The 12,809-nt window shown below is 54.9% G+C and carries 13 protein-coding genes; 10 read left to right on the top strand and 3 right to left on the bottom strand.

The features are described from left to right. Positions 1 to 16: 16 nt before the first annotated feature. The gene (locus Q3O59_RS07920) at positions 17 to 634 is read right to left on the bottom strand and encodes a PilZ domain-containing protein (RefSeq protein ID WP_305945040.1); all 618 of its coding nucleotides are present in this window, start codon (positions 632 to 634) and stop codon (positions 17 to 19) included. A 100-nt stretch (positions 635 to 734) separates the two neighbouring features. Here Q3O59_RS07920 and Q3O59_RS07915 point away from each other — a divergent pair, with 100 nt between their 5' ends. From Q3O59_RS07915 to Q3O59_RS07905, 3 genes are read left to right on the top strand one after another with little or no spacing between them, the layout of a single operon-like run. Then, positions 735 to 1,940 carry a lipoprotein-releasing ABC transporter permease subunit gene (locus tag Q3O59_RS07915; protein WP_305945039.1) on the top strand — a complete coding sequence of 402 codons (1,206 nt, stop codon included), beginning with the start codon at positions 735 to 737 and terminating at the stop codon, positions 1,938 to 1,940. Continuing rightward, the gene (gene lolD / locus Q3O59_RS07910; RefSeq protein ID WP_305945038.1) at positions 1,933 to 2,616 is read left to right on the top strand and encodes a lipoprotein-releasing ABC transporter ATP-binding protein LolD; all 684 of its coding nucleotides are present in this window, start codon (positions 1,933 to 1,935) and stop codon (positions 2,614 to 2,616) included. Before Q3O59_RS07915 ends, lolD begins: the two co-directional genes overlap by 8 nt. Beyond that, positions 2,609 to 3,862 carry a lipoprotein-releasing ABC transporter permease subunit gene (locus tag Q3O59_RS07905; protein ID WP_305945037.1) on the top strand — a complete coding sequence of 418 codons (1,254 nt, stop codon included), beginning with the start codon at positions 2,609 to 2,611 and terminating at the stop codon, positions 3,860 to 3,862. Before lolD ends, Q3O59_RS07905 begins: the two co-directional genes overlap by 8 nt. A gap of 11 nt (positions 3,863 to 3,873) precedes the next feature. On the opposite strand, the gene Q3O59_RS07900 is transcribed toward Q3O59_RS07905, so the two are convergent. Then, on the bottom strand, positions 3,874 to 4,398 hold the full coding sequence (locus tag Q3O59_RS07900) for a DUF2062 domain-containing protein (protein WP_228590132.1): 525 nt from the start codon (positions 4,396 to 4,398) through the stop codon (positions 3,874 to 3,876). A 64-nt stretch (positions 4,399 to 4,462) separates the two neighbouring features. On the opposite strand from Q3O59_RS07900, the gene Q3O59_RS07895 reads away from it, so the two are divergent. The 7 genes from Q3O59_RS07895 to tcdA are packed head-to-tail and all read left to right on the top strand — an operon-like array spanning position 4,463 to position 11,927. Continuing rightward, the gene (locus Q3O59_RS07895; protein ID WP_305945036.1) at positions 4,463 to 6,655 is read left to right on the top strand and encodes a DNA internalization-related competence protein ComEC/Rec2; all 2,193 of its coding nucleotides are present in this window, start codon (positions 4,463 to 4,465) and stop codon (positions 6,653 to 6,655) included. Positions 6,656 to 6,693: 38 nt separating this feature from the next. After that, positions 6,694 to 8,442, top strand: a complete 1,749-nt coding sequence (msbA, locus tag Q3O59_RS07890; protein WP_369812370.1) for a lipid A export permease/ATP-binding protein MsbA — start codon at positions 6,694 to 6,696, stop codon at positions 8,440 to 8,442. Between the two features lie 37 nt (positions 8,443 to 8,479). Continuing rightward, positions 8,480 to 9,472 (top strand): tetraacyldisaccharide 4'-kinase, encoded by a 993-nt coding sequence (gene lpxK / locus Q3O59_RS07885; protein WP_305945034.1) that lies wholly within the window; start codon positions 8,480 to 8,482, stop codon positions 9,470 to 9,472. Continuing rightward, the gene (locus Q3O59_RS07880; RefSeq protein ID WP_305945033.1) at positions 9,469 to 9,669 is read left to right on the top strand and encodes a Trm112 family protein; all 201 of its coding nucleotides are present in this window, start codon (positions 9,469 to 9,471) and stop codon (positions 9,667 to 9,669) included. The genes lpxK and Q3O59_RS07880 overlap by 4 nt, the downstream gene beginning before the upstream one ends. Continuing rightward, positions 9,654 to 10,409, top strand: a complete 756-nt coding sequence (gene kdsB / locus Q3O59_RS07875) for a 3-deoxy-manno-octulosonate cytidylyltransferase (RefSeq protein ID WP_305945032.1) — start codon at positions 9,654 to 9,656, stop codon at positions 10,407 to 10,409. Before Q3O59_RS07880 ends, kdsB begins: the two co-directional genes overlap by 16 nt. After that, positions 10,402 to 11,103 (top strand): TIGR01621 family pseudouridine synthase, encoded by a 702-nt coding sequence (locus Q3O59_RS07870; RefSeq protein WP_305945031.1) that lies wholly within the window; start codon positions 10,402 to 10,404, stop codon positions 11,101 to 11,103. Before kdsB ends, Q3O59_RS07870 begins: the two co-directional genes overlap by 8 nt. A 2-nt stretch (positions 11,104 to 11,105) precedes the next feature. Further along, entirely contained in the window at positions 11,106 to 11,927 is an 822-nt protein-coding gene (gene tcdA / locus Q3O59_RS07865; RefSeq protein WP_305945030.1) for a tRNA cyclic N6-threonylcarbamoyladenosine(37) synthase TcdA, read from the top strand. Between the two features lie 21 nt (positions 11,928 to 11,948). Here tcdA and Q3O59_RS07860 read toward each other — a convergent pair whose 3' ends face one another. Next, positions 11,949 to 12,791, bottom strand: coding sequence for a phosphotransferase (locus tag Q3O59_RS07860; protein ID WP_305945029.1), 843 nt, complete (start codon positions 12,789 to 12,791; stop codon positions 11,949 to 11,951). Between the last annotated feature and the right edge of the window lie 18 nt (positions 12,792 to 12,809).

Here is a 12,809-nt window from a genome sequence, read left to right as displayed (position 1 = left end):
TGATTCCTTCGATAAACTAGTCGGCTGCATCGCGCAGCTGTTTCTTCAATTTCAGTTGCCGGGTTTGTTCATGCAGGCTGGCCCGGACGATCAGCTCCTGATCCAGCTCGCGAATGTGACGAAATACCACATCGCATTGCCAGCTGTCACTGCCATCAGCACCGTCATTCTGTTGCCGGCACTCCAGCACCTGGCCAAGACAAAAAACCGCACCTTCGCCTTCGGCCAGAAAGACTTTTAATTGCAGCCAGTCGCCGACGGCAAAAGGCGTTTTGCTCAGCAAACACAGGCCTGAGCCGCCATAGCTGTGGGTGTAGTAGCGATCTTCGGCTCTGTCTTGCTGCTGCAAAATGTAATGCATCATCAGATCGACTTTTTTCGCCAACTGCTGCAAATAAAGACTGAGCTCGGTAGCGGCCTCACCCAACCGGGACAGGTTACGAATGGAGGCGCTGTTAAGCTGCACCTGCTCGCTGGCCAGCCGGAATGGCTCTGGCATCAGTTGCAGGAAATCGTCGTCGCTCAGCTGCTCACCATCGCCAGCGAAGGGCTGTGCATTGATGGCAATGCTGTGCTCGATTTGAAAGTAATCGGCAAAATCTTCTTTTAGCCGCTTGAGTTGCGCTGGTTCCATGCCGTTGCCTGTTTTTGGATGCTGAACACGGTTTTGTCTGCTACTATGTCGCTCACTTTACCACTTTACTACGACCTTGTCCTGAAGATCCGAATCGCCTATGCAGCTACCAGTCAGTTTGTGGATCGGTTTGCGTTACAGCCAAAGCCGCAAAGGAAACGCCATTATATCCTTCATTACGTTGTTTTCCATGGCCGGGATCTTTTTAGGCGTGATGGCGCTTACTTTGGTCAGCTCGGTGATGAATGGCTTTGAAGCCGAGCTGAAAAAACGCATCTTAGGGGTCTTGCCGCACCTGATCGTCCAACCAGCCGAGCCGCAAACCGCGCAGTGGCAGCAACAATTGACCGCCCGCTATCCGAGCATTGTGCAAATCAGTCCTTTCCTACAAGCCGAAGCCCTGGTGCAATCGCCCCGGCAATTGATGCCAGTGCAGTTGCAAGGGGTGGATACCAGTCAGTTGCCCGAGTTTATGGCGCAAAGTCTGATCCGGGGGCAGTGGCAGCAGCTGCAGCAGCAACGTTTTCCCATTGTGCTTGGCCGCCAGCTGGCTGAAGAGCTGGATGTTGGCCTGGGTGATTCACTGCGCTTGTCGCTGGCGCAAGGCGGCAGCTACACGCCGCTGGGTTGGATGCCGCGGCAACGCTTGTTTCAGGTGGTGGGCATTTTGGAAACCGGCTCGGAGCTTGATCAGGTGTTGGCGGTGGTGAAACTGGATGAATTGCAAAGGCTGTTGCCGAGTCAGGCGGCGGATACTGCCTGGCGTATTCAGCTGCGCGATCCCTTTACGGCACCGGCATTGGCTGAGCGATTGCAGTCTGAGGGTGTTTTTACTGAAGTGCAGGATTGGCGCCAAAGCCATGGCAAGTTGTTTGCAGCGGTGGCGATGGAAAAAGCCATGATGTGGTTGATGTTGCTGCTGATTGTGGCGGTGGCAGCCTTTAACATTGTTTCGGCTTTGGTGATGATGGTGACGGAAAAGCAGGCCGAAGTGGCCATTTTAAAAACGCAGGGCATGCAAAATCACCAGCTTTTTACCATTTTTGCGGTGCAGGGCATGAGCAATGGGGTGATTGGCGCTCTTTTGGGTGCTCTGGTCGGGGTGTTGCTGAGCGGTTCCATCAATACCTTGCTGGGGCTGCTGGGGCTGCAGATTGCCGGGGGCATTGAGCTGCCGGTGGTGATTGAGGCCTCTCAAATCCTGCTGATTGTGTGCAGCGCATTGTTGCTGACATTTTTGGCCGTGCTTTATCCGGCCTGGCGGGCGGTACAAATCCAACCAGCGGAAGTTTTACGTGATGAATAAGGTGATAGAAGGCCGGCAACTGGTCAAAGCATTTCGCGATGGGGCACACCGGACGCCGGTCCTCAATGGGGTTGATATCGCAGTGGACAGCGGCAGTATGGTGGCCATTGTGGGCAGCTCGGGCTCAGGAAAAAGCACCTTGCTGCATTTATTGGGCACATTGGAGCAACCCGACAGCGGTCAGTTGCTGCTGCTGGGGCAGGACCTGGCTGCTCTTTCTGAGCGCGACAAGGCTCGTTTGCGGAATCAGCAGCTGGGTTTTATTTATCAGTTTCATCATTTGTTGATGGACTTTACTGCGCTGGAAAATGTCGCCATGCCGCTGCGGATCCGTGGCGAGCGGGTGGCCAAAGCAGAGCAAGCGGCACGGGCCATGTTGGAGCGGGTGGGGCTGGCGCATCGGTTGTCGCACCGGCCAGCTGAGCTCAGTGGCGGTGAGCGGCAGCGCGTTGCCATTGCCCGCGCTTTGGTGGCACAACCGGCCCTGGTGCTGGCTGATGAACCCACCGGCAACCTGGACCACCAGACAGCCGAGTCAATTTATGCCTTGTTGCGAGAGCTCAATCAGCAGCTTGGCATCAGCTTTGTCATTGTGACGCACGATCCGGAGCTGGCCGGTAAATGCGACCATTTTTACCGGATGCAGGACGGGCTGCTGGAGTCGTCCGATGCGTGAGCGCCTGGCTGAATCGCTGTCCTGGCAGTTGGCGCGTCGTTATCGCCATACCCGCCACAGCAATGCCTTTATTCGCTTTATTTCTGCCTCATCGACCCTGGGCATTGGCTTAGGGGTCGCGGTGATGATTTTGGCGCTGTCGGTAATGAATGGCTTTGAACAGGCGCTAAAAGATCGGTTGTTGGCGGTGATCCCTCATATTGAGTTGCATTCGGTGGAGGGGCAGTTGCACGACTGGCCTGAAAGTCTGGCGCAGATGGCCGAACATCCAATGGTGACAGCAGCAGCGCCTTACATTAAAAGCAATGGCATTTTGCGCAGTGGTCAGCTGGTCAAAGGGGCATCGGTGCGAGGCATCGTGTTGTCCGCTGAGCTGGGGATTACCGATTTCAGCCGTTATCTGCAAGCCGGACAGCTGGATAGTCTGCAACCGGATGCCATTATTTTAGGAGCGGGTCTGGCACAGGCACTGGCCTTGGACGTGGGTGACCAGTTGCAGCTGATGCTGCCGCAGTTCAGCCCGGACGGCCGTTTGGCCCGCAGTCAGACTGTGGTGTTGACGGTATCGGCCATTATTCAGGTCGGTGGCCAGATTGATTACCAGCAGGCCTGGGTGGCGATGCCAGCTTTGGCCGACTGGCTGGCGATGCCAGCAGATACGGTGCAAGGTTTTGCTTTTCAGTTGCAGGATGTGTTTGCAGCGCATCAGGTGGCGCGGGAGCTGGGTGGTATGTCGCTTGATTATGTCTATTTGCAGGATTGGATGCGAACTCAGGGCCATTTGTATCAGGACATACAGATGGTGCGCAGCATCATTTATCTGGTGTTGGCGCTGGTGATTGCCGTTGCTTGCTTTAACATTGTGGCCACCCTGGTGATGGCGGTGCGGGAAAAAGAGTCAGACATTGCCATCTTACTAACCATGGGGCTGGCACCAGGCGCAGTGATCCGTACTTTTATGTGGTTGGGCTGGTTAAATGGCCTGATTGGTACCAGTGTTGGTGCTTTACTGGGCTGGCTGTTAAGCCGCCACATCGAAACGGTGTTTTACCTGCTGTCTCAAGTGAGCGGTAAAAGTTTTCTGGACCCGTCGATTTACTTTATCGATTTTGTGCCGTCGTTGTTTTTATGGCGCGATCTGATCTGGACAGTGTTGATTGCGCTGAGCCTGAGTCTGTTGGCAACCTTGTACCCGGCCTGGCGGGCCAGCAAGGTGATGCCTGCCCGGGTACTGGGGCAAAAGTAGTAAGTTAGCGGCTAGGACTTAAAGCCATTGCCATTGCGGCGATCCCGTTGCTGTCGTCGTATCGACAACACCCAGAGCCAGTCAATCAGAAAGTAGCCAACCACACTGGCCGTGGTGCCCATCAGCAAACAGCCCAGTAAAAAAGGTTTGCCGATGGTGGCCATGCTGCCAACCAGCCATTCCAGACTGGCCTCAAAGGCAAAAGGTTCCAATGGTGCTGCCAGCACCGCCGATCCCACCAGATAACACAAATAAAACATCACCGGCATGGTGAGCGGGTTGGACAGCCAGACGCAAGCCACAGCCAGCGGTAAATTGACCCGCATCGGAATGGCGACAGCCGCGGAAGCCACCATTTGAAAAGGCATTGGCATCCAGGCCCAGAACAAGCCAATAGCAATAGCGCCGCGCGCCGAGCGGCGGTTCAAATGCCATAAATTGGCATCGTGCAGCAAGGTGCCAAAAACCTGCAGCGTTTTATTTTGACGAATTACCTCTGGATTTGGCAGGTATTTTCGAATAGTCTTCTTTGGCATTACAACTCATTTACTCAAAGTAAACATGGTGGCTCTGGGTCTGGGAATTCTGATCGGTTGCATATTGTCGCTATTTTTACCGGCAGTTCCACCTTTTTTTGTCTTTTGTGGCTTGGTTGTCAGTGTAGCATTTTTCAGCTGGCGACGCTGCTGGTTTTGCCTTGGTCTGGTGCTCTACCTGATCAGCTGGCACTGGGCTGTGATGAGCCACCAGCAGGCTGTAGTTGCCGTTTTAACGGCCGATACCCATTACCAGCAAGGAAAAATCAGCTCCATTCCCCGCAGCTACGGTCAAAGCATGCACTTTGAACTGACGCTCACCGCTGGTGCTGCTGCCGGTTACCGTATTCGGGTGCAGTGGTTTGAGCCCTCGCAGCCATTGCATGCAGGCCAAGAGTGGCGTTTGCCTTTGCAAGTTGCTCCGATCGAGGACCGGAGCGAACGAGCCGGCTTTTCCAGAGAGCGGCAAGCCTTGGTGCAACGGCAGGTGGCGCAGGGGCGGGTTCAGACCACACAAGCTGCAATTTTGCTGGGGAACGACAGCTCGCTTCGTCAGCGGGCTTTTAGCGCACTTTTTGATGCCACCGCAGAGCTGGCATCCCAGCATTTATTATTGGCATTAACCTTGGGAGAGCGTCAGTTTTCAGCGGAGCAGTGGCAGGGGCTTCGGCATTCAGCGCTTGGGCATTTGCTGGCGATTTCTGGTCTGCACATTGGCCTGGTGTTTGGTTGGTGCTGCACTTTGTTGTTGCCACTGCGCCTGCTTGGGGCTTCTGCTGTTTGGCAATTGCGCCTGCGTTTATTGCTGGCTTTTGCAGTGGCGGTGCTGTATGCCGCTTTGGCCGGCTTTGCCATTCCAACGGTGCGGGCCTTGCTTGGCCTGGCTTTGCTGGTGCTGTGCAGCTGGCATTGGCAGCGCTTCAGTTACCACCGTTTCTGGCTGCTGCTGGTGTCGGTGTTGTTGTTGCTGCAGCCGCTCTGGGCATTGGCGGTGGGTTTTTGGTTGTCGGTTGGGGCGGTGGCGCTTATTTTCCTTTACCTGTGGCGCTGCCCGCCGTCGGGTGTTGACATCAAGGCACGTCTTTGGCAGTTACTGGGTTTTCATGCCTTTATTACCCTGGCCATGGTGCCATTCACCTTGTTATTTTTTGGTGGCTTTTCCTGGCTGGCTTTGCTCTCCAACCTGCTGTTTGTCCCTTGGGCCGCTTTGCTGGCAATACCGGCTTTGTTGCTAACGGCTGTTGTGCAGTGGCTAGTACCCGATTGGGCTCTGCTGTTGTGGCCCTGGGTCGATCGCATGTTCTGGCCTTTATTGGCCTGGCTTCAGCTGGCGGCGGATAGCGTCTGGGCCTGGTGGCGTCTGCCGGAGCTGCCCTGGTGGTTATTGCTGCTGCCAGCCGTCAGTTTGATGCTGGTGTGGCTGGTTCCACATCGATTGATGGTGGCATTGGCGGTGTTAACAGCATTGCCGTTGCTGGCGGCCGCTACGCCAGCCTCGGGTTGGCGCTTGCATCTGCTGGATGTCGGGCCAGGGCGGGCTATTTTGCTGCAGCATGGCAAAGATGGCCTGCTGATTGATGCGGGCTATGCCAGAGGCAGCCGCAGTGCAACGGCTGAGCAGGTCTTACCTTATTTGCAGCAGCAAGGCATTCGGCAGTTGCATGCTTTGCTACTGACGGAGGATAGCGTGGATGCGCTCGGGCACTGGCCTTTGATACGCCAGCAATACCCTAAAGTGCAGCTGATCACCGATGTTGCAACAGCGCATCCAAGCCTGGGTTGTCAGCAGTTTCCACTGGAGCTGCTATCGGCCCGATTCGTGGTATTGGCGTTGCCAGAGCAAGACAGAGGTGCTGCGCCTTGTGTTATTTGGTTCAAGGCCGCAGGCTGGCGTATTTTGGTGAAGGCGGCACTGGATGCTGGTGCTGAGCGGTCGCTGCTGCAGCACTACCCAGATCTGCGGGCCGACCTGGTGCTGACCTCAACCCGAAGCGCCAACTCGATGCGGTTGGATACCTTGTTGCAGCTTCAGCCGCTGTCTGTGATCAGTGTTCAGAGCAACCGGGGAGACGTGATGAGCGCGCCTCCACAATTGAAAGCGCTGCAGATCCCGTATCTTAGCACAGCAGAGCAGGGCACGATTCAGATAGCCATGGCCCCTGATTCTGTGCAAATATATAGCAAACGCGCTCGCCGGCTGCCGTATTGGCTGGATTCTGTACAGCCAAAGGCTGTGCCCGCTGCGGTTAGGCGCTAGAATAAACAGAACTAGACTACAGGACTAGAAATTTGCATATCAGTGATGTTTCCAATAAAACCTCCAGGCGTTTGCTGGGTTACTTAAAGCCTTACCGAATCGGTTTTGTGTTTGCGCTGCTGGGCATGGTGGGTTACGCCCTGGTGGATGTGGGCTTTATTTCGATGTTGCAGCCGTTTATTGATGAGGGGATTGAAGGCAAAGATCTGGATTTTTTGAAATACGCACCGCTCTTTATTGTCGCTATGTTTGTATTTCGCGGCGCTTCTCATTTTATGGCGACCTATTGCTTAAGCTGGGTCGGTGCCAACATTGTCAAAGACATGCGACAACAACTTTTTGAGCACCTGATGCGTTTGCCGGTGTCCTACCATGACAAGCACTCCACTGGCGATCTGATCTCCAAAATTACCTACGACACTGAGCAACTAAAGCAAGCCACCTCGAAAGCCTTGATTGTGTTGATCCGCGAGGGCGCTTTTGTAACCGGTTTGATTGCGTTGATGTTCTGGCACAGCTGGCAGTTGTCGCTGATCTTTTTGTTGATAGCACCTGTGATTGCCATCATCGTGGGCTTTGTCTCGAAACGCTTTCGTAAAATCAGCAATCATATCCAGACGGCGATGGGCCAGGTGACCACCTGTTCGGAGCAAATGCTCAACGGCCACAAGGTCATCCTCTCTTTTGGGGGCCAGCAAATTGAGAAAGAGCGTTTTGCCAAGGTGAATAACGTCACCCGGCAACAGGATATCAAACTGGAGTCTGCCAAGGCGATGAGTACCGGCGTGGTGCAGTTGATTGCTTCTTTTGCACTGGCTTTTGTTATCTTTTTGGCCAGTCAACCGGCGATGTTGGAGAGTCTAACGGCGGGTAAGTTTACCCTGATCGTTTCATCGATGGTGATGTTGTTACGGCCTTTAAAGCAACTGACTACTGTCAATGGTGATTTTCAACGTGGTTTGGCTGCGGCCAAGAGCATCTTTAAAATTCTAGATCAGACTACGGAGCAAGACACCGGCAGCCGTACCTTGCATCGGGTCAATGGCCACATTCGCTTTGATCACGTTGACTTCAGCTACCCGGGCCATGAAGACAAGCAGGTGCTTAAAGATGTGACCTTTGAGGTTCAGCCTGGCCAGACATTGGCCCTGGTCGGGCGCTCGGGCAGTGGCAAGACCACCATCTCCAGCTTGCTGCCACGTTTTTATGAAATTGAAAAAGGTCGTATTACGCTGGATGACATTTCGATTAAAAGCTGCACCCTCAGTTCGTTACGGCAGCAAATGGCCATCGTCTCGCAGCATGTGACGCTGTTTAACGACAGCATTGCCAACAACATTCAGTATGGTTTGGCCGAGCCGGTACCTGAAGCTCGTTTGCTGGAGGTGGCAGAAAAAGCCCATGTGATGGAGTTTGCCAGCCAGATGAAGGATGGTTTAAACACCATGATTGGCGAAAATGGCGTCTCGCTGAGCGGTGGCCAGCGCCAGCGGATCGCCATTGCCCGAGCACTGTTGCGTCAGGCGCCGATCTTGATTCTGGATGAGGCGACCTCGGCCCTGGATACCGAATCCGAGCGCAAAATTCAGGCGGCGCTGGACGAGCTGTTGAAAGGGCGGACCAACATTGTGATTGCGCACCGTTTGTCCACCATTGAAAATGCCGATCAAATTTTGGTGATGGAGCAGGGGCAGATCATTGAGCGAGGCGATCACCAGAGCCTGTTGGCGCAAGATGGCGCTTATGCCCAGCTGTATAAAATGCAGTTTGGCAGCAAACCTGCCTGAGCTTGTAGAATGAGTCGCTTAGCATGAGTTGCCTGCAATGAGTCTGGAACAAGCCTGGTACCGCTCATCCCGTTGGTGTTGGCTGCTGTTGCCTCTGAGCTGGCTGTTCGCTGTGGTGGCGGCCGCTCGACGTTACGCTTACCAGCAGGGCTGGTTGCGCAGCGAGTCACTGCCGGTACCGGTCCTGGTGGTGGGGAATATCAGCGTCGGCGGGACGGGCAAAACGCCTTTTACGCTTTGGCTGTGCCGCTGGCTGCAGCAGCAGGGCTATCGCCCTGGCATTATTAGTCGGGGTTATGGTGCCCGGATAACGGACCCTGTTGTGGTGAGCCCGGACCATACCGCCGCCGAGGTGGGGGATGAACCCTTGTTGTTGGCCAGACAATCGGGCTGCCCGGTGGTGGTTTGCCCGGATCGTCTTGCGGCCGGTCGGGCGCTGCTGGCTGCACAGCGGTGCGATCTGATCATTAGCGACGATGGTTTGCAGCATTACCGATTGCAACGCTCTTTCGAGGTGGTGCTGATTGATGGCCAGCGCGGCTTCGGCAATGGCTTCTTGCTGCCCGCCGGCCCATTGCGCGAGCCTGTTTCCCGTTTGAACAGCGCCGATCTGGTGATTGCCAACAGTGGCTCGCATCCGTTGGCACAAGGTAAGATGTCGCTTAAGGTGCAAGCGGTACGGCCTTTGCTGGCGGATGATGCGCAGGCTGAGACTGTGTTGCCGACATCGTCGGCTGTCCACTTGCTGGCTGCCATTGGCAATCCGGAGCGTTTTGCCATCACAGTGCAACAAGCCGGCTATAGCATTGCGGAACGTTTCTTTTTTCCCGACCATCATGATTTTACCGAGCAGGAATTGCTGTCTTTGCCCACGCCTTTGCTGATGACGGCAAAAGATGCGGTGAAGTGTCAGGCTTTTGCAAAAGCTGGCTGGTTTTACCTGGAAGTCGAAGCAGAGCTGGATCGGGAAAGCCAACAACAACTTGCTGCCTGGCTGGCAGCGCATTGCCCTAAAACGGAGTTACCATGAGTTTGCCGGTTGCGTTAACTGAAATCCTGGCTTGCCCCCTGTGCAAAGGCAAGCTGAAGTATGCTGCCAAGCAGCAGGAACTGATTTGCACTTTTGACAAACTGGCATTTCCGGTTCGGGATCAGGTGCCGGTGATGCTGGAATCGGAAGCCCGTCCGTTATCTGCTGAGGAGCTCGAAGCATGGACTTCATCGTAGTTATTCCGGCGCGTTATGCCAGCAGTCGACTACCGGGTAAACCCTTGGCCGATATCGGTGGCTTGCCGATGGTGGAGCGGGTGCGCCGTCAGGCGCAAGCCAGCGGTGCACAGCGGGTGGTGGTGGCGACCGATGATCAGCGGGTTGCCGATGCGGTGATTGCCTTTGGCGGTGAGGTTTGCCTAACCCGGCCAGATCACAGCTCTGGAACGGAACGCTTGGCCGAAGTGGTGCAGCAGTTGCAGTTGCCTGATCAGACGGTGGTGGTGAATGTGCAGGGCGATGAGCCTTTTATTCCACCGCAAATCATCAATCAGGTGGCCACCAATCTGGCCAGTCAGCAGCAAGCACAGATGGCAACACTGGCGGCGCCTATTGAGCACAGCGATGATTTAACCAACCCCAATGTGGTAAAAGTGGTGTCCGATCAACAGGATTACGCCTTGTATTTCAGTCGGGCGGCCGTTCCTTTTGACCGTGACCGTAAGTTCGGTCAACAACTGGCAGCGCATTATCGCCGACATCTGGGCATTTATGCCTATCGGGCTGGTTTTATCCAAACCTACCTGAACTGGCCAATGACGGTGTTGGAGCAGATTGAAGCGCTGGAGCAGCTGCGGGTACTTTGGTACGGTGAAAAAATTCATGTAGCCACGGCACTGCAAAGCCCACCGCATGGGGTGGACACGCCTGAGGACCTGGCTGCGGCGCGCCGTTATTGTCAACAGCAAGATGACTGAGTCCATTGCCTGTTTGCGTGAGCACTCGGATTGGCTGGCACTGCACAAAGCTGCGGGTGTCAGCTTTCACTCTGAGTCTGGTGCAGGTTTTGTGGTGCAAGCCGAGCGCCAGTTTGACTGCAAGCTTTACCCGGTACACCGGCTGGATAAAATGACCTCCGGTATCCTGTTGCTGGCCAAGTCATCGACAGCAGCAGCGGCTTTGGCAGAGCGCTTTGCCAGGCAGCGCATCGAAAAATACTACCTGGCACTTAGTGATCGTAAGCCCAGGCGCAAGCAAGGCTGGGTGAAAGGCGACATGACCAAAGCCCGGCGGGGCAGCTGGAAGTTGCTGCCAACGCATCAGCAACCGGCGGTTAGCTATGTCATCAGTCATGGTTTGGCAGAGCTGGGGCTACGGGCATTTTTAGTCAAACCCTGGACCGGCAAAACCCACCAAATCCGAGTGGCGTTGAAAAGCCTTGGCAGTGCCATTCTGGGGGATGAACTCTATGGTGGCAGCCCGGCTGATCGCGGTTATTTGCATGCCTGTGCCCTTTGTTTTGACTGGCATGGCGAACAGATTCGGTTACAATGCTGGCCAGAGTCTGGTCAGCATTTTTTGGCTGCCAGTCCGGCCTTACCTGAGCCATGGTCCAGCCCATGGCAGCTTAGCTGGCCGGGGTATCAGCAACCCAACAGCGATGACAACTGACTATGCAACTGATTGAACAAGCAACTGCAAGCATCGAGATCCGCGACGAGGAGCGTTTTGCTGGCATTGCCCGGCTTTATGGTCGCATTGCTTTGGCGCATTTCCAACAAGCGCATGTTGCGGTGGTGGGAATTGGCGGGGTAGGCAGTTGGGCGGCAGAGGCGCTGGTTCGTTCAGGCATTGGCCGTATTACCCTGATCGATTTGGATGATATCTGTGTCAGCAACACCAATCGTCAGTTGCATACCAGCAGTGCGACCATCGGTCGAGATAAAGTGGAAGTGATGGCAGAACGTTTGCAGGCGATTTGGCCGGATTGTCAGGTGAATGCGGTGTCCGACTTTGTGTCGAAAGACAACCTCAATGAGCTGATCCTACCCGAGCTGGATTATGTGGTGGATGCCATTGATTCAGTAGCGGCTAAGGTCGCTTTAATTGCCCATTGCAAACGACATAAAATACCGGTGATCACCACCGGGGGCGCTGGTGGCCAGACCGACCCGACCCAAATCCAGATTGCGGATTTAACCCAGACCACCCATGATCCCTTATTGGCCAAAGTCCGCAATACCTTGCGTCGTGATTATCACTACAGTCGCAACCCCAAACGCCGTTATGGCATTGATTGTGTTTACTCGACCGAGCAATTGAAGTATCCGAGGCCGGATGGCACTGTCTGTCAGCAAAAGCAGAGCGGTAATGGCCCGATGCGGCTGGATTGCAGTGGTGGTTTTGGCGCTGTGACTGTGGTGACTGCCAGCTTTGGCATGGCGGCCGTGGCGCGGCTGTTGCAAAAGCTGGCAAAAAAAGCCGCCAGGCTTTAATCAAAGACTTTGTTGCTCACGCTAGTCAATATGGTTAGCTAGGGTAAAGCATAAACCAAGGCTGGTGATAATAAGCCAGCGGATCCGACTGCGACGTTTGGCTTGCTCACTGCGAAGGGTACGAAGCATGTAGTAAGCCTGGCGTACATCTTTACCCGCCACAGGAGTCAGCAGCTGGGTCAGACGATACAGCAGCCACATGCTATCCACCAATTGCACACTTTGCTGCCAGACAGCCATCGGTGCCAGCTGCTTGTAGCGGGCAATGGTGTCGGCAATGATAGGACTGTTGGCGGGTAAATAGCGGTACAAGCCATGCACAAACACCAGCAGATCCCGAACTTGACACTGCGCCGGCGTCATCACCCGACCAGGGTCTTCTTCAAAGTCCAAAAAACGAATTTTCTTGCCATCCCAGGCCATATCGCGCAAGGCGGGTCGGCCATGCCAACGTCCTGACTGGTGCAGGGCGGCCAGTGCTTCGGCAGCGGCCAGCAATAATTGCTTTTTCTCTGAGTCTGAAGTGGCAGCTGCAAGCAACCAGGATTTGAGCGAGGGTCCTGCATCGGCTAACGCCAGCCAGTCATCTTCAGCTGCAATTAACTCAGGTACAGGAACATCCAGCGCGCACAGGTAGCGCAAGCGCTTGGCTTCATCGACGATAGCCTCTGGGCCGGCAGCGGCCTGAGTTGGGATAAACAATGGGTTTTTGCTAAACCGCGACAGAAGCTTACCCAGCCAGCTCCAACGTGGCTGCACAAACTCGGCACGCTTTACCCAGACTTTGCGGCCTTCAAACTGGCAGCTAAAAGTTCTGGTTTGGGTGGCATTAATTTGCCGGCGAAGGGAGTCAAAGCGATCCATTTTGACCTGAGTTTAGGG

It is taken from the genome of Alkalimonas delamerensis (genome assembly GCF_030717955.1).
GTDB lineage: Bacteria > Pseudomonadota > Gammaproteobacteria > Enterobacterales > Alteromonadaceae > Alkalimonas > Alkalimonas delamerensis.
This window is presented reverse-complemented; position numbering and strand designations above follow the sequence as displayed.

Coding starts and splice junctions, on each gene's coding strand:
- Q3O59_RS07920 (WP_305945040.1), bottom strand. CDS start 634: ATGGAACCAGCGCAACTCAAGCGGCTAAAAGAAGATTTTGCCGATTAC.
- Q3O59_RS07915 (WP_305945039.1), top strand. CDS start 735: ATGCAGCTACCAGTCAGTTTGTGGATCGGTTTGCGTTACAGCCAAAGC.
- lolD (WP_305945038.1), top strand. CDS start 1,933: ATGAATAAGGTGATAGAAGGCCGGCAACTGGTCAAAGCATTTCGCGAT.
- Q3O59_RS07905 (WP_305945037.1), top strand. CDS start 2,609: ATGCGTGAGCGCCTGGCTGAATCGCTGTCCTGGCAGTTGGCGCGTCGT.
- Q3O59_RS07900 (WP_228590132.1), bottom strand. CDS start 4,398: ATGCCAAAGAAGACTATTCGAAAATACCTGCCAAATCCAGAGGTAATT.
- lpxK (WP_305945034.1), top strand. CDS start 8,480: ATGAGTCTGGAACAAGCCTGGTACCGCTCATCCCGTTGGTGTTGGCTG.
- Q3O59_RS07880 (WP_305945033.1), top strand. CDS start 9,469: ATGAGTTTGCCGGTTGCGTTAACTGAAATCCTGGCTTGCCCCCTGTGC.
- kdsB (WP_305945032.1), top strand. CDS start 9,654: ATGGACTTCATCGTAGTTATTCCGGCGCGTTATGCCAGCAGTCGACTA.
- Q3O59_RS07870 (WP_305945031.1), top strand. CDS start 10,402: ATGACTGAGTCCATTGCCTGTTTGCGTGAGCACTCGGATTGGCTGGCA.
- tcdA (WP_305945030.1), top strand. CDS start 11,106: ATGCAACTGATTGAACAAGCAACTGCAAGCATCGAGATCCGCGACGAG.
- Q3O59_RS07860 (WP_305945029.1), bottom strand. CDS start 12,791: ATGGATCGCTTTGACTCCCTTCGCCGGCAAATTAATGCCACCCAAACC.